The sequence below is a fragment of the Pseudomonas sp. yb_2 genome (assembly GCF_043103905.1).
In the GTDB taxonomy this organism is placed as follows: domain Bacteria; phylum Pseudomonadota; class Gammaproteobacteria; order Pseudomonadales; family Pseudomonadaceae; genus Aquipseudomonas; species Aquipseudomonas alloputida.
In genome coordinates, this window is sequence record NZ_JBICKH010000006.1 from 228821 (window position 1) to 252338 (window position 23518).

General features: G+C 62.8%; 22 protein-coding genes. 10 read left to right on the forward strand and 12 right to left on the reverse strand.

Annotation, left to right across the window (positions count from 1 at the left end):
* Positions 1 to 44: 44 nt before the first annotated feature.
* Together ACF8FB_RS02215 and colR are read right to left on the reverse strand one after the other, a co-directional pair.
* On the reverse strand, positions 45 to 1355 hold the full coding sequence (locus ACF8FB_RS02215) for a HAMP domain-containing sensor histidine kinase (RefSeq protein WP_012051288.1): 1311 nt from the start codon (positions 1353 to 1355) through the stop codon (positions 45 to 47).
* Entirely contained in the window at positions 1345 to 2028 is a 684-nt protein-coding gene (gene colR / locus ACF8FB_RS02220) for a two-component system response regulator ColR (RefSeq protein WP_003255215.1), read from the reverse strand. Before colR ends, ACF8FB_RS02215 begins: the two co-directional genes overlap by 11 nt.
* A gap of 183 nt (positions 2029 to 2211) precedes the next feature.
* Here colR and ACF8FB_RS02225 point away from each other — a divergent pair, with 183 nt between their 5' ends.
* Positions 2212 to 2940: a phosphatase PAP2 family protein gene (locus ACF8FB_RS02225; protein WP_010952105.1), complete on the forward strand. Its 729-nt coding sequence runs from the start codon at positions 2212 to 2214 to the stop codon at positions 2938 to 2940.
* Positions 2941 to 2981: 41 nt separating this feature from the next.
* On the opposite strand, the gene ACF8FB_RS02230 is transcribed toward ACF8FB_RS02225, so the two are convergent.
* Positions 2982 to 3902 carry an iron-sulfur-binding ferredoxin reductase gene (locus ACF8FB_RS02230; RefSeq protein WP_392509186.1) on the reverse strand — a complete coding sequence of 307 codons (921 nt, stop codon included), beginning with the start codon at positions 3900 to 3902 and terminating at the stop codon, positions 2982 to 2984.
* Between the two features lie 249 nt (positions 3903 to 4151).
* On the opposite strand from ACF8FB_RS02230, the gene ACF8FB_RS02235 reads away from it, so the two are divergent.
* The gene (locus ACF8FB_RS02235; RefSeq protein WP_003255232.1) at positions 4152 to 5675 is read left to right on the forward strand and encodes a fumarate hydratase; all 1524 of its coding nucleotides are present in this window, start codon (positions 4152 to 4154) and stop codon (positions 5673 to 5675) included.
* A gap of 121 nt (positions 5676 to 5796) precedes the next feature.
* Here ACF8FB_RS02235 and ACF8FB_RS02240 read toward each other — a convergent pair whose 3' ends face one another.
* Together ACF8FB_RS02240 and ACF8FB_RS02245 are read right to left on the reverse strand one after the other, a co-directional pair.
* A complete protein-coding gene (locus tag ACF8FB_RS02240; RefSeq protein WP_003255234.1) occupies positions 5797 to 6669 on the reverse strand; it encodes a carbon-nitrogen hydrolase family protein in 873 nt (290 codons plus the stop codon).
* Positions 6666 to 7256 (reverse strand): GNAT family N-acetyltransferase, encoded by a 591-nt coding sequence (locus tag ACF8FB_RS02245; RefSeq protein WP_010952101.1) that lies wholly within the window; start codon positions 7254 to 7256, stop codon positions 6666 to 6668. Before ACF8FB_RS02245 ends, ACF8FB_RS02240 begins: the two co-directional genes overlap by 4 nt.
* 115 nt (positions 7257 to 7371) lie before the next feature.
* Here ACF8FB_RS02245 and ACF8FB_RS02250 point away from each other — a divergent pair, with 115 nt between their 5' ends.
* The gene (locus ACF8FB_RS02250) at positions 7372 to 7770 is read left to right on the forward strand and encodes a nuclear transport factor 2 family protein (RefSeq protein WP_010952100.1); all 399 of its coding nucleotides are present in this window, start codon (positions 7372 to 7374) and stop codon (positions 7768 to 7770) included.
* A 30-nt stretch (positions 7771 to 7800) separates the two neighbouring features.
* Here ACF8FB_RS02250 and ACF8FB_RS02255 read toward each other — a convergent pair whose 3' ends face one another.
* The 7 genes from ACF8FB_RS02255 to ACF8FB_RS02285 all read right to left on the reverse strand — a co-directional run bounded on the left by ACF8FB_RS02255 (position 7801) and on the right by ACF8FB_RS02285 (position 13513).
* Positions 7801 to 8379 carry a DJ-1/PfpI family protein gene (locus ACF8FB_RS02255; protein ID WP_049586441.1) on the reverse strand — a complete coding sequence of 193 codons (579 nt, stop codon included), beginning with the start codon at positions 8377 to 8379 and terminating at the stop codon, positions 7801 to 7803.
* Positions 8380 to 8430: 51 nt separating this feature from the next.
* Entirely contained in the window at positions 8431 to 9588 is a 1158-nt protein-coding gene (locus tag ACF8FB_RS02260) for a phosphatidylserine/phosphatidylglycerophosphate/cardiolipin synthase family protein (RefSeq protein WP_104886652.1), read from the reverse strand.
* 1 nt (position 9589) lies between these two features.
* Positions 9590 to 10171 carry a YceI family protein gene (locus ACF8FB_RS02265; RefSeq protein ID WP_010952097.1) on the reverse strand — a complete coding sequence of 194 codons (582 nt, stop codon included), beginning with the start codon at positions 10169 to 10171 and terminating at the stop codon, positions 9590 to 9592.
* Positions 10172 to 10215: 44 nt separating this feature from the next.
* Positions 10216 to 10512 carry a hypothetical protein gene (locus ACF8FB_RS02270; protein ID WP_019750532.1) on the reverse strand — a complete coding sequence of 99 codons (297 nt, stop codon included), beginning with the start codon at positions 10510 to 10512 and terminating at the stop codon, positions 10216 to 10218.
* A complete protein-coding gene (locus ACF8FB_RS02275) occupies positions 10509 to 11588 on the reverse strand; it encodes a serine hydrolase domain-containing protein (protein WP_392509187.1) in 1080 nt (359 codons plus the stop codon). The genes ACF8FB_RS02270 and ACF8FB_RS02275 overlap by 4 nt, the downstream gene beginning before the upstream one ends.
* A gap of 108 nt (positions 11589 to 11696) precedes the next feature.
* On the reverse strand, positions 11697 to 12257 hold the full coding sequence (locus ACF8FB_RS02280) for a response regulator transcription factor (RefSeq protein WP_003255244.1): 561 nt from the start codon (positions 12255 to 12257) through the stop codon (positions 11697 to 11699).
* Positions 12257 to 13513, reverse strand: coding sequence for an ATP-binding protein (locus tag ACF8FB_RS02285; protein ID WP_014589781.1), 1257 nt, complete (start codon positions 13511 to 13513; stop codon positions 12257 to 12259). The genes ACF8FB_RS02280 and ACF8FB_RS02285 overlap by 1 nt, the downstream gene beginning before the upstream one ends.
* Positions 13514 to 13715: 202 nt before the next feature.
* Here ACF8FB_RS02285 and ACF8FB_RS02290 point away from each other — a divergent pair, with 202 nt between their 5' ends.
* From ACF8FB_RS02290 to ACF8FB_RS02320, 7 genes are all read left to right on the forward strand, one after another.
* Entirely contained in the window at positions 13716 to 14432 is a 717-nt protein-coding gene (locus tag ACF8FB_RS02290) for an SIMPL domain-containing protein (RefSeq protein ID WP_003255248.1), read from the forward strand.
* A gap of 380 nt (positions 14433 to 14812) precedes the next feature.
* Entirely contained in the window at positions 14813 to 16438 is a 1626-nt protein-coding gene (locus ACF8FB_RS02295; protein WP_010952093.1) for an ABC transporter substrate-binding protein, read from the forward strand.
* A gap of 146 nt (positions 16439 to 16584) precedes the next feature.
* Positions 16585 to 18177 (forward strand): ABC transporter substrate-binding protein, encoded by a 1593-nt coding sequence (locus ACF8FB_RS02300; protein ID WP_392509188.1) that lies wholly within the window; start codon positions 16585 to 16587, stop codon positions 18175 to 18177.
* Between the two features lie 228 nt (positions 18178 to 18405).
* A complete protein-coding gene (locus ACF8FB_RS02305; protein WP_010952091.1) occupies positions 18406 to 19785 on the forward strand; it encodes an OprD family porin in 1380 nt (459 codons plus the stop codon).
* A 78-nt stretch (positions 19786 to 19863) separates the two neighbouring features.
* Positions 19864 to 21474, forward strand: a complete 1611-nt coding sequence (locus ACF8FB_RS02310) for an ABC transporter substrate-binding protein (RefSeq protein WP_172835036.1) — start codon at positions 19864 to 19866, stop codon at positions 21472 to 21474.
* A gap of 91 nt (positions 21475 to 21565) precedes the next feature.
* The gene (locus tag ACF8FB_RS02315; RefSeq protein ID WP_003255257.1) at positions 21566 to 22576 is read left to right on the forward strand and encodes an ABC transporter permease subunit; all 1011 of its coding nucleotides are present in this window, start codon (positions 21566 to 21568) and stop codon (positions 22574 to 22576) included.
* Positions 22577 to 22586: 10 nt separating this feature from the next.
* The gene (locus tag ACF8FB_RS02320; RefSeq protein ID WP_009685150.1) at positions 22587 to 23513 is read left to right on the forward strand and encodes an ABC transporter permease subunit; all 927 of its coding nucleotides are present in this window, start codon (positions 22587 to 22589) and stop codon (positions 23511 to 23513) included.
* The last annotated feature ends 5 nt before the right edge of the window (positions 23514 to 23518 follow it).

Below are 23518 nucleotides of genomic sequence, written 5' to 3' on the forward strand. Positions count from 1 at the left end.
AATGTGAAAAAAACGTTGGGCACCCGTTGACCTGATACAAGAAATTACTCGACCAGGGCGTCCGGGTCGCCTTTGGCCACGGTGTTGCTCAGGTCCACCTGGAAGCGGCAGCCATGCGGCAAGGTAGATGTCAGGGTGACACGCCAACCTTGGTCGTCGCAGATCCGCTGCACCAGCGAAAGCCCTAGCCCCAGGCCCTCGCCACGCCGTTCATCGCCCCGCACGAACGGTCTGAACATGGCCTCACGCTGCTCTTCGGGGATACCTACGCCACTGTCCTCTACGCTGAAACCGTTGGCTTCCAGACTCAGGCGGATATACCCACTGTCGGTGTAGTGCGCCGCATTGCGCAGCAGGTTGCCCATTACCGACTGCAGGAAGGTGGCGTTGTACAGCACAGGGCTAGCGCTCACGCGGCCATCGAAATACAGGGTGAGGCCTTTCTGTTCGATGGTGTCGCGCCACACCCCGATGAGCTCGTCGGCCACTTCGCGCAGGGTCGCCCGTGACGCCACTGCCCCCTCATCACGCTGCGCGCGGGCCAACATGAGGAAGGTCTTGACCAGCTCGCGCATCTCTTCGGTGGCCCGCGCCACGCGCTCCACCTGGCTACGCGCGCGGGCATCGAGGCCAGGGTTTTCCATCAGAAGCTCACACGAGGTAGCCAACACCATCAACGGCGTGCGCAGCTCGTGGCTGACGTCGCTGGTGAACAGCCGCTCACGGGTCAGCGCATCACGCAGGCGACCCAGGGTGTCGTCGAAAGCCACTGCAAGCTGGCCGACTTCGTCTGCCGCATAATCCGGAGCCAGCGGCGGGGCCAGGCCCAGTAGTTGATCGCGGTGGCGCACCTGACGCGCCAGGCGAATGACCGGTGCCATTACCCGACGTGCAACCAGCCAGCCAAGGATGACCGCCAGCACCAGGCTGAGCACGAAGCCCACCACAACCACGGCAAACAGTACGCGCTCGCGCTCCTCGAAGTCGCTCTGGTCCTGCAGCAGTACATAACGGCGACCATCGACGATCTCGACCATGGCGTGGTAGGACAGCTGGTCTCGGAACACTTCGTGGAAACCGCGGTCGAGGTGCCGCAGGTCCTTGGGCAGCTCGAAGTCGTCACGCCCGCCACTGAAATAGAACAGCTGGTCTGGGCGAGGCCGATGACTCCAGTCACTGACGCTGTCCATACGCAGCAGGCGCTGCAGGTCACCGCCCAGTACCGAGGAAATCAGTCGCTCTTCGACCAGGTGCACCGTGCCGACGATACCGAATGCGAAGGCCCCGGCCACCAGCGCACTCATCAGGGCAAAGGCGATGATGATGCGCTGGGCAAGGCTTTGCTTAAACTCCATCGCGGCCCTCGGCGAGGCGATAGCCGACGCCATGGACGGTATGCAGCAACGGTTTCTCAAACGGTTTGTCGATCACCTGGCGCAGCTGATGCACATGGCTGCGCAGGCTGTCGCTATCGGGGCAGTCGTCGCCCCACAAGGCTTCTTCCAGCACCTCGCGGCGCAATACGTGCGGGCTTTTCTGCATCAGTACCGCCAGCAGCTTGAGGCCGACCGGGTTAAGCTTCAGCAGGCGACCCTGGCGGGTTACCTCGAGGGTATCGAGGTCGTAGCTCAGGTCAGCCACCTGCAGGGTGCGCCGCCCACCGCCCTGGGCACGGCGCAGCACCGCTTCGATGCGCGCCGCCAGTTCCGACAGGGCAAATGGCTTGAGCAGGTAATCGTCAGCACCCGAGCGGAAGCCCTGCAGGCGGTCGTCCAGCTGGTCACGGGCAGTGAGCATGATCACCGGCGTGTCACGGCGGGCATCTTCGCGCAGGCGCTTGCACAGGGTGTAGCCATCGATGCCTGGCAGCATGATGTCGAGTACGATCAGGTCGTAGTGTTCGGTGGCGGCCAGATGCAGCCCGGACAGGCCATCCTGGGCGCAGTCGACGGTGTAGCCTTTCATGCCCAGGTAATCGGCCAGGTTGGCCAAGATATCGCGGTTGTCTTCAACCAAAAGAATGCGCATCGGTTTCTCCTGTGCGGCGCTTCTCGCTGTGGTGCGCGGCAGGCGCAGCTTAAGGCCTATGCCTGCACGGTGCCAGCCCTGGGGAAAATTCACCGCACTTGACGGTTTTTTCACTGATCCTTCACGGACACAGGATAGCGGGCGGTCGACAATGCCCGATCTTTTTCGCGCCCTGGAGCCGTCATGCAGCAACGCACCCGCCCTCGCCCGATCAACTACTGGCTGTACCTGGGGATTCCCCTGGCGACTGCGGTGGCCTTGATCCTGCTGGAGCTGACTTCAGTCGACATGGATGTCGCCAACCTGTTCTTCGACCCCGCTGCCGGGCAGTTCATTGGCCGCCACAGTTACCTGTTGGAAAACATCCTGCATGACCGGGTCAAGCAAGTGGTGATCCTGTTGGGGGTGATATCGCTGCTGACCTTTGCCGCGAGCTTTTTCTGGAAGCGCCTGTTTGGCTGGCGCCGTGAACTGGGCTGCCTGGTGCTGGCACTGGGCTTGTCCACGGCGTTTGTCACGCCGCTGAAAAAAGTCACCCAGGTGCAGTGCCCTTGGAGCCTGACCCAGTTTGGCGGCACCGAAACCTACAGCAAGCTGCTGGAGCCACGGCCGCCTACCGACAAGCCTGGGCTGTGCTGGCCGGGCGGGCATGCAGCGACCGGTTTCTGCCTGTTCGCCTTGTTCTTCCTGCTGCGTGATCGCAAGCCACGCCTGGCGCGAGTGGCATTTGTAGTGGCCTTGACAGCAGGGTCGATACTGTCGGTGGGCAGGATGATGCAGGGGGCGCACTTCCTGTCGCACAATGTGTGGACGGCAGTGTTCTGCTGGTTGATCGGATTGGGGTCGTATTACCTGGTTCTCTATCGGCGGGGGCTGGCCGAGGTGCCCGTCGCCGAGCGCAGCGCCGCATGAAAGAGGGGCCGCTTTGCGGCCCTTCGCACTTCAAATGCTACTCAGGCATGCTCGACGAACACATCAGCAAACACCTGTCCCCGCGGTACCCCTGCCATGAACATGCGTCGGGCAAACCGCTCGACACTCCCCGGTGCCCCACACAGCAGCGCCACCGTCTGTCGCGACAACAGCCGCATCCCGGCCAACGCTTCATCCACATGCTCCACCAGCACCAGCTCGACACTGACCCCAGGCAGCTTAAGCAGCTTCTCCGCCAGATAGTGCCCAGCCGGATCCCGCGCCACATGTATCACCCGGATTTCGCCCCGATGCCCCCGGCGCAACGCTTCGCGCAAGATACCCCAGAGCGGCGCCAGCCCGGTTCCCGCAGCCAGCAACCACAGCGGCCGCTCCTGCCAATCAGGGTCGTAATGAAGGGCTCCGCCTCTGAACTCCCCCAAACGCATCTCATCGCCGACCTGCAGACCACGCGCCTTGTCGCAAAAGGCACCAGGCCGCTGGCAATCGATATGAAACTCGAGAAAATCATCCTCGCCCGGCAGGCTGGCCAAGGAATAAGGCCGAGCAACCGCGCCTAGCCACAGCACCACGTGCTGCCCCGCCTGGTAACGCACCACCCGATCGGGGCGCAACCGCAGGCGCAACACATCGCCAAACCAGTCCAACGCACAGACCTGCGCCGGTACGCCACCCTGCTGGGGGTCGTACAACGCCACACGCAGGTCCTCGACCACCCGGCACTGGCAAGCCAGACGCCAGCCCTGGGCATGTTTCTCCAATGCCAATGCCTCGGGCAAAGCGTCTGCCGGTTGCCCTTCCAGGCAGCGCACCAGGCAGGCGTGGCAACTGCCGGCGCGGCAACTGTAAGGCACATTCAGCCCCGCCTCGTTGAGGGCATCGAGCAGGTTGCTGCCAATGGGCACCAGCCAGCGGCGCTCGCCCACGCAAATTTCGGGCATGTTCGGTACATCTCCTGCTGTCCAAGGCTCACTGTAAGCCAAGCAGAGCACACCAGCAAAATAGATGCCTGCGCGCTGCCGACCATGGTCCAGACCGGCCGCAGGTGTGCCGGGCACGGATGCGCGCTATACTGCCGCGCCTTTTTCCGTCGGCCTGACCTGCCGGCGCCTTGCAAGGCGCTTCGACGTGCTGGTCGGCTATGTCGAGCGTCTTTTTGAATGTTCCCGTCTTTAAGAGGAGCGCGCTGCATGACCGTGATCAAGCAAGACGACCTGATTCAGAGCGTCGCCGACGCCCTGCAATTCATCTCGTACTACCACCCCGTCGATTTCATCCAGGCCATGCACGAGGCCTATCTGCGTGAGGAATCGCCTGCTGCACGCGATTCCATCGCCCAGATCCTGATCAACTCGCGCATGTGCGCCACCGGCCATCGTCCAATCTGCCAGGACACCGGTATCGTCACCGTGTTCATCCGCGTGGGCATGGACGTGCGCTGGGACGGCGCCACCATGAGCGTCGACGACATGATCAACGAAGGTGTGCGTCGCGCCTACAACCTGCCTGAAAACGTCCTGCGCGCTTCGATCCTGGCCGACCCGGCCGGTGCCCGCAAGAACACCAAGGACAACACCCCGGCAGTGATCCACTACTCCATCGTCCCCGGCGACAAGGTGGAAGTCGATGTCGCAGCCAAGGGCGGCGGCTCGGAAAACAAGTCGAAGATGGCCATGCTCAACCCGTCCGACTCGATCGTCGACTGGGTACTGAAGACCGTGCCGACCATGGGTGCTGGCTGGTGCCCGCCTGGCATGCTCGGCATCGGCATCGGCGGTACCGCCGAGAAGGCCGCGGTCATGGCCAAGGAAGTGTTGATGGAGTCCATCGACATTCACGAACTGAAAGCCCGTGGCCCACAGAACCGCCTGGAAGAAATCCGCCTGGAGCTGTTCGACAAGGTCAACCAGCTGGGCATCGGCGCCCAGGGCCTGGGTGGCCTGACCACCGTGCTCGACGTCAAGATCATGGACTACCCGACCCACGCCGCGTCCTTGCCGGTGTGCATGATCCCCAACTGCGCTGCTACCCGCCACGCCCACTTCGTGCTCGATGGCACCGGCCCGGCAGAACTGGAAGCGCCGTCGCTGGACGCCTACCCGGAAATCGTCTGGGAAGCCGGCCCGAGCGCCCGTCGCGTCAACCTCGACGACATCACCCCGGAAGAAGTGGCCAGCTGGAAGCCGGGCGAAACCATCCTGCTCAACGGCAAGATGCTGACCGGCCGCGATGCCGCGCACAAGCGCATGGTTGAAATGCTCAACCGTGGCGAAGAGCTGCCGGTAGACCTGAAAGGCCGCTTCATCTACTACGTCGGCCCGGTCGACCCGGTGGGTGACGAAGTGGTAGGCCCAGCCGGCCCGACCACTGCTACCCGTATGGACAAGTTCACTCGCCAGATCCTTGAGCAGACTGGCCTGCTGGGCATGATCGGCAAGTCCGAGCGTGGCCCGACCGCCATCGAGGCGATCAAGGACAACAAGGCCGTGTACCTGATGGCCGTTGGCGGCGCTGCCTACCTGGTCGCCCAGGCCATCCGCAAGTCGAAGGTACTGGCCTTCGCCGAGCTGGGCATGGAAGCGATCTACGAGTTCGAGGTCAAGGACATGCCGGTGACCGTCGCCGTGGACAGCAACGGTGAGTCGGTACACATCACTGGCCCTGCCCTGTGGCAGAGCAAGATTGCCGAAAGCCTGGCCGTCGAAGTGAAGTAACCTGATGTAACTGCGGCGGCTGCTTCGCGGGCAAGCCCGCTCCCACACGTACAGCGCAAGCCAGAAGGCTACGCATTTGACTGTGGGAGCGGGCTTGCCCGCGAAGAGGCCGCCACAGTCATCACAGGACTCTCTCGAACTGCTCCGGCCAGTCCCGCCAGGTAAACACCTGCCCTTCCCGCCTCACCCGTCGCACTTCCTGTAGATCTACCTCACACACCAGCCACTGGCTGCAGTCCGGGTTCAACTGCTCACTCAACGCTACCACCCCATCCCCCGGCATCCCGTGATCCGGCGGTACGAACAAGCCTGCCCGGCCGATATTCTCGTCCAATGCCGGCGACCAGGGCGCCACCCCCACCGTAGGGCTCTGCAACACGGCAATCTGGTTCTCCAGGGCGCGCGCCTGGGCGCCAATACGCACCCGGTGGTAACCGGCTTCGGTATCGGTACAACTTGGCGCCAGGATCAGGTCGGCACCACACTCGGCCAGGCGGCGGGCCAGCATCGGGAACTCGTTGTCGTAGCAGATCAGGATGCCCAAGCGCCCCAGTTCGGTTTCGAACACCTGCAGCCCCTGGCCTGCAGCGATGTCCCACTGCTCGCGCTCGAAGCGGGTCATCATCAGTTTGTCCTGATAACCCAGCACACCTTGGGGGCCGAACAGCCAGGCACGGTTGCGGTAGCGCCCATCGTTGTCCAGCACCGGCACACTGCCCGGTTGCAGGTAGATCCCCCAACGTCGGGCAAGGCTCTCGCACAACGCTTTCCAGGGTTCGATCAGCGGCTGGATGCCGGCAATCGAAGCCTTCAGGTCTTCCCGCTGCCCGGCACTCAGCTGGCCGCTCAGCACCAGCCCGGCGTACTCAGGCAGTAGCAGCAAGCGTGCCCCCGCCTCCACCGCTTCGGCGCACAGGCCTTGCAGGTGGTCGGCGTAGGCGTCCCAGGTTTCGTGCAGCTCGATGGCGTACTGGCAGGCTGCCAGGCGGATCATACCGGCAGTGCCTTGAGCCAGAACGACATCAGCTTGTCGGAGCTTTCCTGCTCGTCCAGGTCGCGCCAGGCGTAGGTGGTACGCAGCGATGGGTCGTGCAGGAAGCCGCGGTTGCGCCAGAAGCCGTGCAGGGGTTTGTACTCGGCTGGCCGTCGCGGGTGCGCACCGGGTCGCTCGACCGCGCAGAACGCGCAGTAATCGAACTCGGCCAGTTTGTGTGCGTAGGACTCGCGCTCGATGAAGAAGCGAACCCCCAGGCCCTGTCCGCGGTATGCCGGCAACACCAGCGACTCACCGAAGTAGTACACACTGGCCGGGTCGCGCCCCTGGGCCAGGAATGGCTGCTGGAATTCGGGCGCGACATCCACCAGCGGCAGGCCGGTAGAGGCGCCGACCACCTTGCCGTCGTCCAGCGCCAGCACAACCAGGCTGCGCCCGGAGCGGGCATAGTTGGCCAGGTAGTCGGCCTCGTACTCCGGGGTGCCGTCGTAAAGGTAGGGGAACTCGCGGAACACAGTAAGGCGCAGGCGAGCGAGGTCATCGATGTAAGGCGCGATAGCGGCACCGTGCAACAGGCGTATTTCCATGTTTGGCGGTCGTTTTGTCGATGTGGATGACGCGCTCGGCTAAGCCGGGCTTGAGGGGAAACCCTATCATCCGAGGTAACGACCCGCCTTTTCCCTACACGACAGGAAATGTTCCATGACCGCAACCGAACTGGTAAATGCTTACTACGCCGCCTTCAACGCGGGTGACATGCCGGCGTTTCTGGCGCTGCTCAGCGAAGACGTGATCCACGACATCAACCAGGGCGAGCGCCAGATGGGCAAGGCCAGGTTCGCCGCGTTCATGGAAAAGATGAACCGCTGCTACCGCGAGCGCCTGGCCGACATCGTGGTGATGCAGAACGCCGATGGCAGCCGCGCGGCGGCGGAGTTCACCGTGCATGGCCAATACCTGGCCGATGACGAAGGGTTGCCGACAGCAAACGGCCAGACCTATGTGCTGCCGGCAGGGGCGTTCTTCTATATTCACTGTGGCAAGATTGCCCGGGTGACCAACTACTACAACCTCAATGACTGGGTGGAGCAGGTTGCCTGAAGCAACCCGCTGCCAACTCAATCAAGCCTGTCAGACAATACGCGTGCCCAGCACTTTAAGGAACGCCGCCAGCCAGGCCGGGTGCGCGGGCCATGCCGGTGCGGTCACCAGATTGCCATCCACATGCGCCTGGTCCACCGCGATGTCGATGAACGTGCCACCCGCCAGGCGCACTTCTGGCGCACATGCCGGGTACGCGCTGCACTCACGCCCCTCCAGCACCCCTGCCGCCGCCAGCAGCTGGGCACCATGGCACACCGCCGCAATCGGCTTGCCGGCCTGGTCGAACGCCCGCACCAGGTCCAACACCTTTTCATTCAGGCGCAGATACTCCGGCGCCCGGCCACCCGGGATCAGCAGCGCGTCATAACTCTCGGGCCGCACCCGCACGAAATCATAATTCAGGGCAAAATTGTGCCCAGGCTTTTCGCTGTAGGTCTGCTCACCCTCGAAGTCATGAATCGCGGTACGCACGGTCTGCCCCGCCAGCTTTTCCGGGCACACCGCATGCACCGTGTGGCCCACCATGCTCAAGGCCTGGAACGGCACCATCGCTTCGTAATCTTCGACGTAGTCGCCCACCAGCATGAGAATTTTCTTCGCCGTCATCTCGCCCACTCCTTCGGTTAACTGTGAATAGTCACTGCACGATAGCCGCTGTCAGTCACGGCGGTCGAGGAAGTTGACCACCAGCCGATCGAGCCAGCCCCAGATCCGTTGCTTCACCCTGCGCCACAAAGGGCGCGCATGCCAGTGGGCGAGGTCGACCTCTTCGCTCTGGGCGAAGTCGCGCTCGAAGCTGGCCACCACCGCCGCTGTCAACGGCGGGTCGAGCGCTTCGATGTTGGCTTCAAGGTTGAAGCGCAAGTTCCAGTGGTCGAAGTTGCACGAACCGACGCTGACCCAGTCGTCTACCACAGCCATCTTCAGGTGCAGGAAGCACGGCTGGTACTCGAAAATCCGTACGCCCGCGCGCAACAGACGCGGGTAGTAACGATGCCCGGCGTAGCGTACCGAGGGGTGATCGGTACGCGGGCCGGTCAACAACAGACGCACGTCCAGGCCCTTGCTGGCAGCCCGGCGCAACGACCGGCGCACGCTCCAGGTCGGCAAGAAGTACGGCGTGGCCAGCCACACCCGTTTCTGGCCGCTGTTCAGCGCCCGTACCAGCGCGTGCAGGATGTCCTGGTGCTGGCGGGCGTCGGCATAAGCGACCCGGCCCATGCCCTGCCCCTGCGCAGGCACCTTGGGCAGACGCGGCAGGCCAAAGCCTTCAGCAGGGCGCCAGGCGGTGCGGCGGTTGTTGGCTTGCCACTGACGGTCGAACAGCAACTGCCAGTCGCTCACCACCGGCCCCTGCATCTGCACCATCACTTCGTGCCATTCGCTGGTCGCCTCACCCGGCGTCCAGAACTCGTCGGTAACGCCCGTTCCCCCCACCACTGCCCAACGTTCGTCAACCAGTAGCAATTTGCGATGATCACGGTAGAGGTTACGCAGGCCACGCTTCCAGCGCAGGCGGTTATACCAGCGCAAGTACACGCCAGCGTCCAGCAGGCGCTGACGCAACGCGCTGTTGAAGGCCAATGAACCGTAGTCATCGAACAGGCACCGCACCCGCACGCCACGCCGGGCAGCCTGCTCCAGCGCGTCGACCACCGCCTCGGCACAGGCACCGGCCTCGACCAGGTACAGCTCCAGGTCAACCTGAAACTCGGCACGCATGATCGCCAGGAGCATGCGCGGAAAGAACGCAGGGCCGTCGATAAGCAGTTCGAACTGATTGCCATCCCGCCAAGGGAAGACCGGCCCCGCCATGTCAGCGCGCAGTGAAGATCAGCACCGCGCTAACCGGTACCGACGGGTTGATGGACTTCAACCTGGCGAACTTGCGCAGGCTTTCCAGCCCCGGCAGCAAGCCAAAATCTTCGGCGCGCAGCACCAGAGGCTCAAGGGTCACCACCTGGAAGCGCCGCGCATCCAGGCGGGTGGCCAGCAACAGGACATTGTAGCTGTGCGACTGGCCATGCAGGGTGACCGTCAGCGGCAGGCGCAATTCGATCTGCGCACCGTCGGCCAGGTCATTGATCGGCTGCAGGTCGATCTGTGCCTTCACTGTGGCCTCGGCGAAGCGCTCGACCTCGAACAGGTTGTCGCGCATTTGCTCGTCACGCAGCGGAATACCGCTGCTCACCGAGTCCATCTCGATCCTCAACCCGGCCATACCCTTGCGATCGACCGTGCCATGCAACACCAGAAAGCGATGCACTTCGGCGGTGTCGCCGTTCTTGCCGGTGATGAACGACAGCCGTGAAGATTCGCCATCCAGGTGCCAATTGGCATGAGCGGGCAGGCACAGAGCCAGCAATAAGGCAGACAGCAGACGGGGCAACTTGAACATGACAGATCTCGTGAAACCAGGCCGCCAACCTTACCCGCCTGCATTCATGGCAGCAAGCGGCAGCCCTCACGCGCGCCTTGCCAGGCCGCCTGACTGCGCCGCCCCAGGCCTTCAGCGGTGACTCGCTGCTGCTGGCTGTTTTCCTCCAGCAGGCTCAGTGGCAGCCACTGCTTCACGTACCCTTGGCAGTACACCTTGTCGAAGCCCATGACAAAGCGGCAGGAGCAGTATTCCTTGGCCGAGTAGGCCGAGAGTATGCCGGGGAAGTCCGCCAGCGCCTGGCGTTCCTGCCATGCCCAGAACAGGAGCCCTGCCAGCGCCAGCAGCAATAGCCGCTTCATGCCCCCTCCCCGGCCAGTACCGCCAGCACCCGCTTGAGCAGTTCGTCGTGTCGATAGCTGCCGTCGCGGTCATCGGCGTAGCGCACGATCACCAGCTTTTGCTCAGGCAGCACATATAAAGCCTGCCCCCAGTGGCCAAGGGCGGCGAAGGTGTCTGCCGGTACACTGGGCCAAGGCCGTTCGGCGCCAGCCAGCGGCTGGTTGAGCCACCAGTGGCCACCCGGAATGGCCTCGCCAGGCAGCGCCTGGGCCTGGGCAAACGGGGTGCGGTTGAAAGCTACCCAGGCTTTGGGCAGCAATTGTCGGCCCTGCCAGCGCCCGTCGCGCTGCATCAGCAGGCCAATACGGGCCAAATCGCGGGCACTGAGGTAGAGATAGGAAGAGCCTACATAGGTGCCTGCCCGGTCACGCTCCCACACCGCACTGCCGATACCCAACGGGGTGAACAGTGCGTGCCAGGGGTAGTCGGGGTACTGCCCGGCATCGAGCATGCCACGCAGCGCGGCGGCCAGCAGGTTGCTGTCGCCGCTGGAGTAGAGGAACCGCTGACCGGGGCTGGCGGCGGCACCCCGGGCCGCCGCGTAGGCGGCCATGTCTGCGCGGCCACGGGTATACAGCATGGCCACCACCGAGGACTTCAGCGGCGCGTATTCGTAGTCTTCCTGCCACTCAAGGCCACTGGCCCAGTGCAGCAGGTCGGCAACGCGCACGCCTGGGTGGGCGCGCATGGGTGGATAGAAGCGGCTGACCGGGTCTTGCAGCTGGAAGCGGCCTTCGCCCTGGGCTACGCCCATTACCGTGGCCAGTACGCTCTTGCTTACCGACCAGGTCAGGTGCGCGGTGGCGGCGCGGGTGGGCGCGGTGTAGCGCTCGTGGAGGATACGCCCGTCGCGGATGATCAGCAGAGCGTCCGTGCGGATGCCGTTGCGCTCCGAGGGGGAGCGTGCAGGAAAGGCGTAGGCATCGACGGCCTGCCAGTCGAGGGTGGCAGGGTCGTTCTGCCACTGCGGGTCAGGCCAGTCTTCAGCTTTGGCGCTACCTGCAACCAGCGCAAGGATGACCAACAGTACCTTCATCGAGCTCGCCTTGATTGGGACTGCTTTGCAGCCCTTCGCGGGCAAGCCCGCGCTCACAGTTGCAGGAGCGGATTCCCCCGCGAACAGGCCAACATCATCGATAAGGAATCAGCGCCGAACCGGCCGCTTCTGCAGCTTGCGCTGCAACGTCCGTCGGTGCATGCCCAGCGCCCGTGCGGTGGCCGAGATATTGCCTTCATGCTCGTTCAGCACGCGCTGGATGTGTTCCCACTGCAGGCGATCGACCGACATCGGGTTTTCCGGCACCAGGGTATCCAGGTCGGTGTGCTCCGACAGCAGTGCTGCCAACACGTCATCGGCGTCAGCCGGCTTGCACAGGTAGTTGCAGGCACCGCGCTTGACCGCCTCCACTGCGGTGGCAATGCTCGAGTACCCGGTCAGGATCACCACGCGCATTTCCGGGTCCAGTTCCAGCAGCTTGGGCAGCAGCACCAGGCCGGAGTCGCCATCCATCTTCAGGTCCAGCGTGGCGTAGTCCGGCAGGTCCTGCTGGGCCAGAATCAAGCCTTCTTCGGCAGAACTGGCAGTGCTCACACGGAAACCGCGACGGCTCATGGCCCGGGCCATGACCCGGGTGAAGGTGGCATCGTCATCCACCAGCAGCAGGTGCGGCAGCTCTTCGCTTTCGACCTGGTTTTCTTCGCTCATCATTCATCTCCTCGCTTGCCATAGGGCAGGCGCAGTTCGGTCAGGGTGCCACCCTGTTCATGACTATAGAGTTTCACCGAGCCGCCCGCACGGGTCACGCTGGCCTTGCTCAAGAACAGGCCCAGGCCGAAGCCTTTGCCCTTGGTGGTAATAAAAGGTTTGCCAATGGCTTCGGCAATGGCTGGCGGTACACCAGGACCATGGTCGTGGATACTGATGACGATGTCCTGGGCGTCCCAGTCCAGGCGAACTTCCAGATCATCAGGGCAGGCATCGGCGGCATTGTTCAGCAGATTCAGTAACGCCTGGGTCAGGTCTGGCGGCGGCGCCAGACGCGGCACCTTGCCGTCGCGCAGGCGCTGGAAGCGGTAGCTGGCTTCCGGGCGCATCAGGTGCCAGCGGTTGAGCGCCTCGTCCAGCCAGGCGGTCACATCCTGCTCCACGATGGCCAGGCGCCGGTTGGCTTCGGCTGCGCGCACCAGCTGTTGCAAAGTCTCTTTGCACAGCTTTACCTGGTCCTGGAGGATTTGCAGGTCCTCCTGCAACAGCGGGTCGGTGTGGTCCTGGCGCATTTCGTTGATCAGCACGCTCATGGTCGCCAGCGGCGTACCCAGTTCATGGGCGGCACCGGCGGCCTGGGTAGCCACAGCCAGCAGTTGCTCGTCGCGCAGGCTTTCTTCACGCCGCTCTGAACGCAGCTGCTCCTGGCGGCGCAGCTCTTCGGCCATGCGCGCGGCAAAAAAGGTGATCACAGCCGCCGCCAGGGCAATGCTCAGCCACATGCCGTAGACCTGCATCTTGTCCCGCGCCATCGGCAGCCCTTCGAGCGGGTAGAACTGCACCAGCAGCAAGCTGTAGGCCGTCAGCGCAATGCCCGACAGGATCAGCGAATACAGCCACGGCAAGGTCACCGCAGCGATCGCCAGCGGCACCAGGTAATACGACACGAACGGGTTGGTCGAGCCGCCGGAGTAATACAGCAAGGCACTGTGGATCAGCAGGTCACAGGCCAGCTGCAGGGCGTACTCCATTTCGGTGACGGGCAGCGACAGCCGCAGGCGCAGGGCCGTGAAGGCACACAGCAACGAAGACAAGGCCAAGGTGCCGGCCAGTGACAGCCAGGGCAACGGCAGCAGTTCGGTCCAGTAGGCAACGCCCACCGAGCCGGCCTGGGCAGCCAGGACCAGGACCCGAATGACGGTCAGGCGCCAAAGGTTCTGGCGGGTAGCGGACAACGGTTGTACGGCGGCGAGCATGAGCTCTCCTGATGAGTGCTCCAGAAAAATCGGCTGGAGTATACCGAAGCCGGGCGCCTCGCTGCAGCGATGCGGCAAAGCGCCACACTTTGTCACAGGTTCATGATGGCACTTTTGAACCCACTACACTGTTGCCGGTCCTATGGGCCATGCGTGGAATGGATGACCAGCCCCCACGCCTTCAAATGCCAAGGAGTACCACATGCAAATCCCACGTCGCGGCGCCGCCCTGATCATGTCTTGCGGCCTGCTCGCCAGCCTGCCGGCACTGGCTGCCGATGAACCGCGTTTCAACCAGGTATCGCTGCGTGCCGAAGTCAGCAAGGAAGTGGCGCGCGACCTGATGGTCGTGACCCTGTACAGCGAAGCGCAGAACAGCGACCCGGGCAAGCTCGCCAAGCAGATTACCGAAACCATGAACAAGGCCGTGCAGCAGTCGCGCCAGGTCAAGGACGTGAAGATCAGCCAAGGCAGCCGCAACAGCTACCCGGTGTATGACAGCAAGGGCCAGAAAATTACCGGCTGGCGCGAGCGCGCCGAACTGCGCCTTGAAAGCGCCAACTTCCCGGCCTTGTCCCAGCTTACCGCCGATTTGTTGCAAGAGCTGAAAATGGCTGGCATGGACTTTTCCATCGCCCCGGCCACGCGCAAGGCCAGCGAGGATGCTCTGCTCAAGGATGCGGTCGATGCCTTCAAGGCACGCGCGCAACTGGCGACCGAAGCGCTGGGTGGCAAAGGCTACAAAGTGGTGAGCCTGAACCTCAACAGCAGCGGCTACCCGCGCCCGTACTTGCGTAGCGCGCCGATGGCGATGAAGGCCATGGGGGCTGATGAAGCAGCACCGGCGCCAGATATCGAGGCAGGCACCAGTGAAGTGAGCATGAATGCCGATGGCCTGATCGAAGTGCAGATGCCATAAGGCGTCCACGCATCATCTGTGGGAGCCCGCGAGCAAGACACGGCGGTGGATGGCACGGGCTTCGCCCGTGTTCGCGGGTAAACCCGCTCCTACGGGTGACTGCGTCATTTTCTTTATTTTCAGACATTTCTTACGCACCATTAGGATGCATCCTACGCTTTCCCCTACCTAGAAACATCGCGCAAAACGCCATCATTTTGCCTACGCAAACGTTTAACTTCGCCAAAAGTTATACCGATGCGACATCCATGTACGTTCGTACCACTTTCCCGGCGTCAACTATCCTTGTACCTGTTGCAATGGGAACGCCCCCTGCATAAGTATCCGCAGGTCGGCTCACGAGGCCACCTCATCCAAAAAATGACAACAATGAGGCCACCATGCTCAAACACGCAGTCATTCCGTTCCTGCTGGGTGCAGGCTTGCTCAGCGGCGCACCGTCGGCCGTTGCCGCATCCAACCTGGTGTTCTGCTCCGAAGGCAGCCCGGCCGGCTTCGATCCGGGGCAGTACACCACCGGGACCGACTTCGATGCCTCGGCAGAGACCGTGTTCAACCGCCTGACCCAGTTCGAGCGCGGCGGCACTGCGGTCATCCCGGGCCTGGCGACCAAATGGGAAGTGTCCGACGACGGCAAGACCTACACCTTCCACCTGCGCGAAGGGGTCAAGTTCCACACCACCGACTACTTCAAGCCCAGTCGCCCGTTCAACGCCGACGACGTGCTGTTCACCTTCAACCGCATGCTCGACAAGGACAACCCGTTCCGCAAGGCGTACCCCACCGAGTTTCCATACTTCACCGACATGGGCATGGACAAGAACATTGCCAAGGTGGAGAAGCTTGACGAGCACACGGTGAAGTTCACCCTCAACGAGGTTGACGCCGCGTTCATCCAGAACCTGGCCATGAGCTTTGCCTCGATCCAGTCCGCCGAATACGCCGACCAGCTCCTAAAGAACGGCAAGGCCGCCGACATCAACCAGAAGCCGATCGGCACCGGCCCGTTCGTGTTCAGCAAATACCAGAAGGACGCGCAGATCCGCTTCAAGGGCAACAAGGACTACTGGCAGCCCGAGGACGTGAAGATCGACAACCTGATCTTTGCCATCACCACCGACGCCTCGGTGCGCATGCAGAAGCTCAAGAAGAACGAGTGCCAGGTCACCCTGTTCCCACGCCCGGCCGACATCGAGCCGCTAAAAGCCGACAAGAACCTGCAAATGCCGCAGCAGGCCGGTTTCAACCTCGGCTATATCGCCTACAACGTGATGGACAAGATCAAGGGCAGCAACGAGGCCAACCCCATGGCCCAGCTGAAAGTCCGACAGGCGCTGGACATGGCCGTGGACAAGAAAAAGATCATCGAGTCGGTGTACCAGGGCGCCGGCCAGCTGGCGGTCAACGCCATGCCGCCCACGCAGTGGTCCTATGACGACAGCATCAAGGACGCCGCCTTTGACCCCGAGAAAGCCAAGCAACTGCTCAAGGAAGCCGGCATCAAGGAAGGCACCGAAATCACCCTGTGGGCCATGCCCGTGCAACGCCCGTACAACCCCAATGCCAAACTGATGGCTGAAATGCTCCAGTCCGACTGGGCCAAGATCGGTATCAAGGCGAAGATCGTCAGTTATGAATGGGGCGAGTACATCAAGCGCTCCAAAGGTGGCGAACAGGGTGCCATGCTGATTGGCTGGAGCGGTGACAATGGTGACCCGGACAACTGGCTGGGTACCCTCTACGGTTGCGATGCCGTCGATGGCAACAACTTCTCCAAGTGGTGCTACAAGCCCTACGACGACCTGATCAAGCAGGCCAAGGCCACGTCCGACCAGGCCAAGCGCACCGAGCTGTACCAGAAGGCGCAGCATATACTCAAGGAGCAGGTACCGATCACCCCGATCGCCCACTCCACTGTCTACCAGCCCATGAGCGCCAAGGTGAAGGACTTCAAGATCAGCCCGTTCGCGCTGAATTCCTTCTACGGCGTCAGCGTGGACAAATAGGCTGACTGAGGCACCCGCTGAATCGCGGGTGCCCTTCACCCCCGCTACCCCTTCATGTCGTCCTGCGGCCATACGCTACGGGGTCGGCGAACTGTTGCCGTCAGTCGTACCCGGAGGCGGCGCGAACAGATGAAAAAGGATTTGCCATGCGCCACGTTACCTGCCTTTCCGCGCTGCTGGCCCTGGGCCTGGTCAGCCAATCCCCGGTCCTGCTCGCCAACAACCTAGTGTTCTGCTCTGAAGGTAGCCCCGCCGGTTTCGACACCGCCCAGTACACCAGCGCCACCGACAACGACGCCGCCGAACCCATCTACAACCGCCTGGTCGAGTTCGAACGTGGCGGCACCGCCGTGCATCCGGCCCTGGCGACGCACTGGGAGGTGTCCGACAACGGCCTGCGCTACACCTTCCACCTGCGTGAAGGGGTCAGGTTCCACAGCAACAAGGCCTTCAGCCCGAGCCGCACGTTCAACGCCGACGATGTGCTGTTCACCTTCAACCGCATGCTCGACAAGGGTCATCGGTTCCGTCAGGCCTACCCTACCGAGTTTCCCTATTTCAACGGCATGGGCCTGGACAAGAACATCGCCCGTGTCGAGAAGACCGACCCATTGACCGTGGTGTTCACCCTGAACACCGTCGATGCCGCGTTCATCCAGAACCTGGCCATGAGCTTCGCCTCCATCCTCTCCGCTGAATACGCCGAGCAGCTACTGGCCAGTGGACGCCCCAGCGACATCAATCAGCAGCCTATCGGTACCGGGCCGTTCGTGTTCCAGCGCTACCAGAAGGATTCGCAGATCCGCTACAAGGGCAACAAGGACTATTGGGCAGCGAACGAGGTGAAGATCGACAACCTGGTGTTCTCGATCAATACCGACCCGTCGGTGCGTATCCAGAAGCTGCGCCGCAATGAATGCCAGGTGACCCTGCACCCACGCCCGGCCGACCTGCCGGCGCTCAAGGCCGACAGCACGCTGCAGGTGCTCCAGCAACCAGGCTTCAACCTCGGCTACATCGCCTACAACACCCAGCACCCGCCATTCGACCGCCTGGAAGTGCGCCAGGCAATGGACATGGCGGTCAACAAGGAAGCCATCCTCCAGGCGGTGTACCAGGACGCCGGCCAACGGGCGGTCAACGCCATGCCACCGACCCAGTGGTCCTATGACGACAGCATCAAGGACGCCCCGTACGCGCCGGAAAAGGCCAGACAGCTGATCCAGCAGGCGGGTGTCAAACCTGGCACCGAGATCACCCTGTGGGCCATGCCGGTGCAACGCCCGTACAACCCCAATGCCAAGCTGATGGCCGAAATGCTCCAGGCGGACTGGAGCAAGCTCGGATTCAAGGTGCGCATCGTCAGCTACGAATGGGGCGAATACCTCAAGCGCATGAAAAACGGTGAGCACGACATCGCCCTGATCGGCTGGACCGGTGACAACGGCGACCCGGACAACTGGCTGGGTACCCTCTACAGCTGCGATGCCATCGGCAGCAACAACTACTCGCAGTGGTGCGATCCGCAGTACGACAGCCTGGTCAAGCAGGCCAAGCAAGTGACCGACCGTACGCAACGCACCGCCCTGTACCAGCAGGCCCAGCAGCGGCTCAAGCAGCAGGTACCGATTACGCCGGTGGCGCATTCCACCGTGAGCCAGCCGCTTAGCGTCAAGGTTTCCCAGTTCAAGGTCAGCCCGTTTGGGCGCAATGATTTTTCCGGTGTGAGTGTTGATTAAGCGTTAGCCAGTACCGGCCTCTTCGCGGGCAAGCCCGCTCCCACAGGATCTCGACAGGTTCGGACACTGCGCCCTACCTGAGGGAGCGGGCTTGCCCGCGAAGAGGCCAGAACGGCCAACACAACGCCCCGATTCTGCCCGGCGATCCCGCGGCACCCCTGGCAACACCGCAGCAATCACCCGGCCCACAAGGCCGGCCATAACTAGAAAAGAAAGGGAGCTTTAACCTTGAAAGTATTCACCTTGACCGCACTGGCGTTATCCATCAGTGCCTTTTCCACGGTGGCCCAGGCAGATCCGCAGAGCCAGGACTACCTCCCGCTCACCCTCAAAAGCAGCAGCGAGCAAGCGCAAGCCAGCGGCTTCATCGACGGCCAAAGCCTGTCCGGTAGCACCCGCAACTGGTATGCCCGCGAACGTGCCGCACGCGCGCCGCTGTGGAAGTACTACAAGAACGACGGCACCCGCCACGACACCCACAGCCGTGAAAACTGGGTCCAGGGCACCATCCTCAATTACAGCTCCGGCTTCACCCAGGGCACCGTGGGCTTCGCCGTCGAGGCTGCCGGCTACAACGCCATCGCCCTGCAGCAGAGCCGCGAAGCCATCGCCGGCCCCAACAACCGCACCCTCACCCACAGCGATGGCGACCCCGTCGGCCAGTGGAGCAAACTGGGCCTGGGCAATATCAAGGCGCGCGTGTCCAACACCACCCTTACCCTTGGCCGCCAGTCGGTGGACACGCCGATGATCGCCTACATCGGCAACCGCGCCCTGCCCTCGAGCTTCCAGGGCGCGTTCCTGCACAGCGCTGAATTCGACAACCTCAGCATCGACCTGGGCACCTTCGACCGCGTCTCGCCACGTACCGAACAGAGCCTCAGCAAGTTCCGCAGCGAGTACAGCGCCACCGGCGTGGAAACCGACCGTGCCAGCACCGCCGGCATCAACTACCAGCCGTTCAAGAGCCTGAGTACCAGCCTGTACGCCACCAAGGTCGAGGACTTCTGGAACCAGTACTACTTCGGCGCCAACCATGTGCTCGGCGACAGCGCAGTGCTCAGCCTGAGCACCGGCCTGAACTACTACAAGACCGTCGACGCCGGCAGCCAGAAAATGGGCAAGATCGACAACGACACTTACAGCCTGTCACTGGGCCTGACCCATCAAGCCCACACCCTCAGCGCCTCCTGGCAGCAGGTCAACGGCAATGAGTACTTCGACTACCTGCACGAAACCAACGGCATCTTCCTGGCCAACTCGCTGCTGTCGGACTTCAACGGCCCCAACGAGAAATCGCTGCAGCTTTCCTATGTGCTGAACATGGCGCCCTATGGCGTGCCTGGCCTGAAGTTCAACCTGTACAACGCCCGCGGCTGGGGTATCGACGGCACCCACTACCGCGGCACTGCCTACGACGTGAATGGCCTGGATGGCGAAACCCACTATGAGTGGGGTATCGGCACCAGCTACGCGTTGCAGAGCGGGCCGCTGAAAGACACCAGCATCCGCGCCACCTACACCACCCATCGCGCCAGCAAGGCCCAGGGCGATGGCAGCCTGGATGAGTTCCGCGTGGTCACCACCATTCCGTTCAACATTCTCTGACCGTCGGCGCCCTGGCCCGTTTCGCTGCGGGCCGGGGCGGCTACGCTGGAACCAATGCAAGCAGGGAGTTTTCAACACATGCACAGAGCTTTCATGAAATCGCGGCCGTTGCGCCTAGCCCTGGTCGCGCTGCTTCTGGGCGGCGCCACGCAACTGGCGGCCAAGCCGCTGGTGGTGTGTACAGAAGCCAGCCCGGAAGGGTTCGACATCGTCCAGTACACCACCGCAGTCACCGCCGATGCCTCGGCCGAGACAGTGTTCAACCGCCTGGTCGACTTCAAACCCGGCACCACCGAGATCCAGCCAGCCCTGGCCGAGCGCTGGGACATTTCAGCCGACGGCCTGACCTACACCTTCCATCTGCGTCAGGGGGTGAAGTTCCACACCACCGACTACTTCAAGCCCACCCGTGACTTGAACGCCGATGACGTGCTGTGGAGCCTCAATCGCCAGCTCGACCCGAACCACCCCTGGCATGACAAGACCAGCGTCGGCTACCCGTACTTCGAAAGCATGGGGTTCAAGGAACTGCTCAAGTCGGTCAGCAAGGCTGACGAGCACACCGTGGTGATTACCCTCAGCCGACCGGAAGCGCCGTTCCTGCGCGACATGGCCATGGGCTTTACCTCGATCTACTCCGCCGAATACGGCGACCAGTTGCTCAAGTCTGGCAAGACCGCCGAGCTGAACAGCAAGCCGATCGGCACCGGCCCTTTCATCTTCCAGCGTTACAACAAGGACGCCCAGGTCCGCTTCAAGCCCAACCCGGACTATTTCCGCGGCAAGCCGCCGGCCGATGCGCTGGTGTTCGCCATCGCCATCGACAGCAACGTGCGCCTGCAGAAACTGCGCGCCAACGAGTGCCAGGTGGCGCTCTATCCCAAGCCCGATGACGTGCCATCGATCAAGCAAGACCCGAAACTCAAGGTTGAAGAAATCGAGGCCCTGGTCACCGGCTACATCGCCATGAATACCCAGCACAAATACCTCAACGACGTGCGCGTGCGTAAAGCCATCAACATGGCCTTCGACCGCCAGACCCATGTCGACCAACTGTTTGGCAAAGGCAACGCACTGGTGGGTGTAAACCCTTACCCACCCACCATGATCGGCTACAACACCCATAACCAGAACCCACCGCGCGACCTCGATAAAGCCCGCGCACTGCTCAGCCAGGCCGGTGTACCCGAGGGCACGGTAATCACCCTGTTCACCCGCAACGGCGGCGGCCCGACCAACCCCAACCCGCGCCTGTCTGCCGAGATGCTGCAGGCCGATCTCAAACAGATCGGCCTCAAGCTGGATATCCGCGTCATGGAATGGGCCGAGATGCTGCGCCGGGCGAAGAACGGCGAAGCCGACCTGGTGTCCACCGGCTGGGCCGGCGACAACGGCGACCCGGACAACTTCCTCAGCCCACTGCTCAGTTGCGATGCCGTGAAAAGTGGCGAGAACTATGCGCGCTGGTGCAACCCCAAGTTCCAGGAGCTGATCAGCCGCGCCCGCGAAGTGATCGACAACGACGAGCGTGCAAGGCTCTATAACGAGGCATTGAAAGTGTACGATGACGAACAACCCTGGATCAGCATGGCTCATCCAAAGATGTTCACCGCCATGCGTGACAACGTGGAGGGCTACGTGATCAACCCTCTGACCAACAACAACTTCGCCACCACCAAGGTGAAGTAGAACAACAACGACCGCCGGCCACCCACACGGGGACCGGCGGCACTGCCGTACCGGGCTGATCGCCCCACGGCCTGATGAGGTAACCCCGACAATGTTGAGTTTTATTGCCCGGCGCCTTGGCCTGCTGATACCGACCTTTTTCGGCATCACCTTGCTGACCTTCGCGCTCATACGCCTGATCCCCGGCGACCCGGTGGAAGTGATGATGGGCGAGCGCAGGGTCGACCCCGAAATGCATGCCCAGGCCATGGAACGCCTGGGCCTGAACAAGCCACTGCCGGTCCAGTACCTGGACTACGTCGGCAAACTTGCCCAGGGTGACCTTGGCGAATCGCTGCGCACCCGCGAAAGCGTGTGGCGCGAGTTCCTCACCCTGTTCCCGGCCACCCTGGAACTGGCCTTCGCCGCCCTGCTGTTCGCCGGCGTCGTCGGCCTGCTGGCCGGTGTAATCGCCGCACTCAAGCGCGGTTCGCTGTTCGACCACGGGGTCATGGGCATATCACTGGCCGGCTACTCGATGCCGATTTTCTGGTGGGGCCTGATCCTGATCATGTTCTTCTCCGTGAGCCTGGGCTGGACCCCGGTTTCCGGGCGCATCGACCTGCTCTACGACATCGAGCCGAAGACCGGCTTCATGCTTATCGACACCCTGCTCAGCGATGAAGAAGGCGCGTTCAAGGACGCTGTGATGCACCTGATCCTGCCGGCCATCGTGCTCGGCACCATCCCGCTGGCAGTGATCGCCCGCATGACCCGCTCGTCGATGCTTGAAGTACTGCGCGAAGACTACATCCGCACCGCCCGCGCCAAAGGCCTGTCGCCGGCCCGTGTGGTGTTCGTCCATGGCCTGCGCAATGCGCTGATCCCGGTGCTGACCGTGTTCGGCCTGCAGGTCGGCACGCTGCTGGCCGGTGCGGTGCTGACCGAAACCATCTTTTCCTGGCCGGGCATCGGCAAATGGCTGATCGAAGCCATCGGTGCCCGTGACTACCCCGTGGTCCAGAACGGCATCCTGTTGATCGCCTGCCTGGTGATTCTGGTCAACTTCGTCGTGGACATCCTCTACGGCCTGGCCAACCCACGCATCCGTCATCAGCGCTGAGGCCCTTGCCATGACTAGCCCGATTCCAAAATCCGTGTCACCGGCCAGCCCGGTGGACCAGAGCCTGCTCTACCCCTCCCCGTACAAAGAATTCTGGCAAGCCTTCGCGCGCAACAAGGGCGCGGTCATGGGCCTGGCCTTCATGTGCCTGGTGGTGTTCTGCGCGCTGTTCGCGCCTTGGGTCGCCCCGCATGACCCGAGCGAGCAGTACCGCGACTTCCTGCTGACCCCGCCGGTGTGGCTGGAAGGCGGCACCTGGCAGTTCATCCTGGGCACCGACGAACTGGGCCGTGATCTGCTTTCGCGGCTGATTCAGGGTGCACGGCTATCGCTGCTGATCGGCCTGTCGTCAGTGGTGATGTCACTGATCCCGGGCATTCTCCTTGGCCTGCTGGCCGGCTTTTTCCCGCAGTTGCTCGGCCCGTCGATCATGCGCCTGATGGACGTGATGCTGGCGCTGCCGTCACTGCTGCTGGCTGTGGCCATCGTCGCCATCCTCGGCCCTGGCCTGATCAACACCGTGATCGCCATCGCCATCGTTTCCCTGCCGTCCTACGTGCGCCTGACCCGCGCCGCGGTGATGGGCGAACTGAACCGCGACTACGTCACCGCTGCCCGCCTGGCCGGCGCCGGCTTGCCCCGGCTGATGTTCGTCACCGTGCTGCCCAACTGCATGGCACCGCTGATCGTGCAGGCGACCCTGAGTTTTTCCTCGGCGATCCTCGACGCCGCTGCGCTGGGTTTCCTCGGCCTCGGCGTGCAGCCGCCTACCCCCGAGTGGGGCACCATGCTGGCTTCGGCCCGGGATTACATCGAGCGCGCCTGGTGGGTGGTAAGCCTGCCCGGCCTGACCATCCTGCTCAGTGTGCTGGCAATCAACCTGATGGGCGACGGCCTGCGCGATGCGCTGGACCCGAAACTCAAGAATGCCGCCTGAGGAGA

What these genes read in the sequence shown, in the direction of transcription:
- ACF8FB_RS02215 (WP_012051288.1), bottom strand. Translation starts at nt 1,355, where the DNA reads ATGGAGTTTAAGCAAAGCCTTGCCCAGCGCATCATCATCGCCTTTGCC.
- colR (WP_003255215.1), bottom strand. Translation starts at nt 2,028, where the DNA reads ATGCGCATTCTTTTGGTTGAAGACAACCGCGATATCTTGGCCAACCTG.
- ACF8FB_RS02225 (WP_010952105.1), top strand. Translation starts at nt 2,212, where the DNA reads ATGCAGCAACGCACCCGCCCTCGCCCGATCAACTACTGGCTGTACCTG.
- ACF8FB_RS02230 (WP_392509186.1), bottom strand. Translation starts at nt 3,902, where the DNA reads ATGCCCGAAATTTGCGTGGGCGAGCGCCGCTGGCTGGTGCCCATTGGC.
- ACF8FB_RS02235 (WP_003255232.1), top strand. Translation starts at nt 4,152, where the DNA reads ATGACCGTGATCAAGCAAGACGACCTGATTCAGAGCGTCGCCGACGCC.
- ACF8FB_RS02240 (WP_003255234.1), bottom strand. Translation starts at nt 6,669, where the DNA reads ATGATCCGCCTGGCAGCCTGCCAGTACGCCATCGAGCTGCACGAAACC.
- ACF8FB_RS02245 (WP_010952101.1), bottom strand. Translation starts at nt 7,256, where the DNA reads ATGGAAATACGCCTGTTGCACGGTGCCGCTATCGCGCCTTACATCGAT.
- ACF8FB_RS02250 (WP_010952100.1), top strand. Translation starts at nt 7,372, where the DNA reads ATGACCGCAACCGAACTGGTAAATGCTTACTACGCCGCCTTCAACGCG.
- ACF8FB_RS02255 (WP_049586441.1), bottom strand. Translation starts at nt 8,379, where the DNA reads ATGACGGCGAAGAAAATTCTCATGCTGGTGGGCGACTACGTCGAAGAT.
- ACF8FB_RS02260 (WP_104886652.1), bottom strand. Translation starts at nt 9,588, where the DNA reads ATGGCGGGGCCGGTCTTCCCTTGGCGGGATGGCAATCAGTTCGAACTG.
- ACF8FB_RS02265 (WP_010952097.1), bottom strand. Translation starts at nt 10,171, where the DNA reads ATGTTCAAGTTGCCCCGTCTGCTGTCTGCCTTATTGCTGGCTCTGTGC.
- ACF8FB_RS02270 (WP_019750532.1), bottom strand. Translation starts at nt 10,512, where the DNA reads ATGAAGCGGCTATTGCTGCTGGCGCTGGCAGGGCTCCTGTTCTGGGCA.
- ACF8FB_RS02275 (WP_392509187.1), bottom strand. Translation starts at nt 11,588, where the DNA reads ATGAAGGTACTGTTGGTCATCCTTGCGCTGGTTGCAGGTAGCGCCAAA.
- ACF8FB_RS02280 (WP_003255244.1), bottom strand. Translation starts at nt 12,257, where the DNA reads ATGAGCGAAGAAAACCAGGTCGAAAGCGAAGAGCTGCCGCACCTGCTG.
- ACF8FB_RS02285 (WP_014589781.1), bottom strand. Translation starts at nt 13,513, where the DNA reads ATGCTCGCCGCCGTACAACCGTTGTCCGCTACCCGCCAGAACCTTTGG.
- ACF8FB_RS02290 (WP_003255248.1), top strand. Translation starts at nt 13,716, where the DNA reads ATGCAAATCCCACGTCGCGGCGCCGCCCTGATCATGTCTTGCGGCCTG.
- ACF8FB_RS02295 (WP_010952093.1), top strand. Translation starts at nt 14,813, where the DNA reads ATGCTCAAACACGCAGTCATTCCGTTCCTGCTGGGTGCAGGCTTGCTC.
- ACF8FB_RS02300 (WP_392509188.1), top strand. Translation starts at nt 16,585, where the DNA reads ATGCGCCACGTTACCTGCCTTTCCGCGCTGCTGGCCCTGGGCCTGGTC.
- ACF8FB_RS02310 (WP_172835036.1), top strand. Translation starts at nt 19,864, where the DNA reads ATGCACAGAGCTTTCATGAAATCGCGGCCGTTGCGCCTAGCCCTGGTC.
- ACF8FB_RS02315 (WP_003255257.1), top strand. Translation starts at nt 21,566, where the DNA reads ATGTTGAGTTTTATTGCCCGGCGCCTTGGCCTGCTGATACCGACCTTT.
- ACF8FB_RS02320 (WP_009685150.1), top strand. Translation starts at nt 22,587, where the DNA reads ATGACTAGCCCGATTCCAAAATCCGTGTCACCGGCCAGCCCGGTGGAC.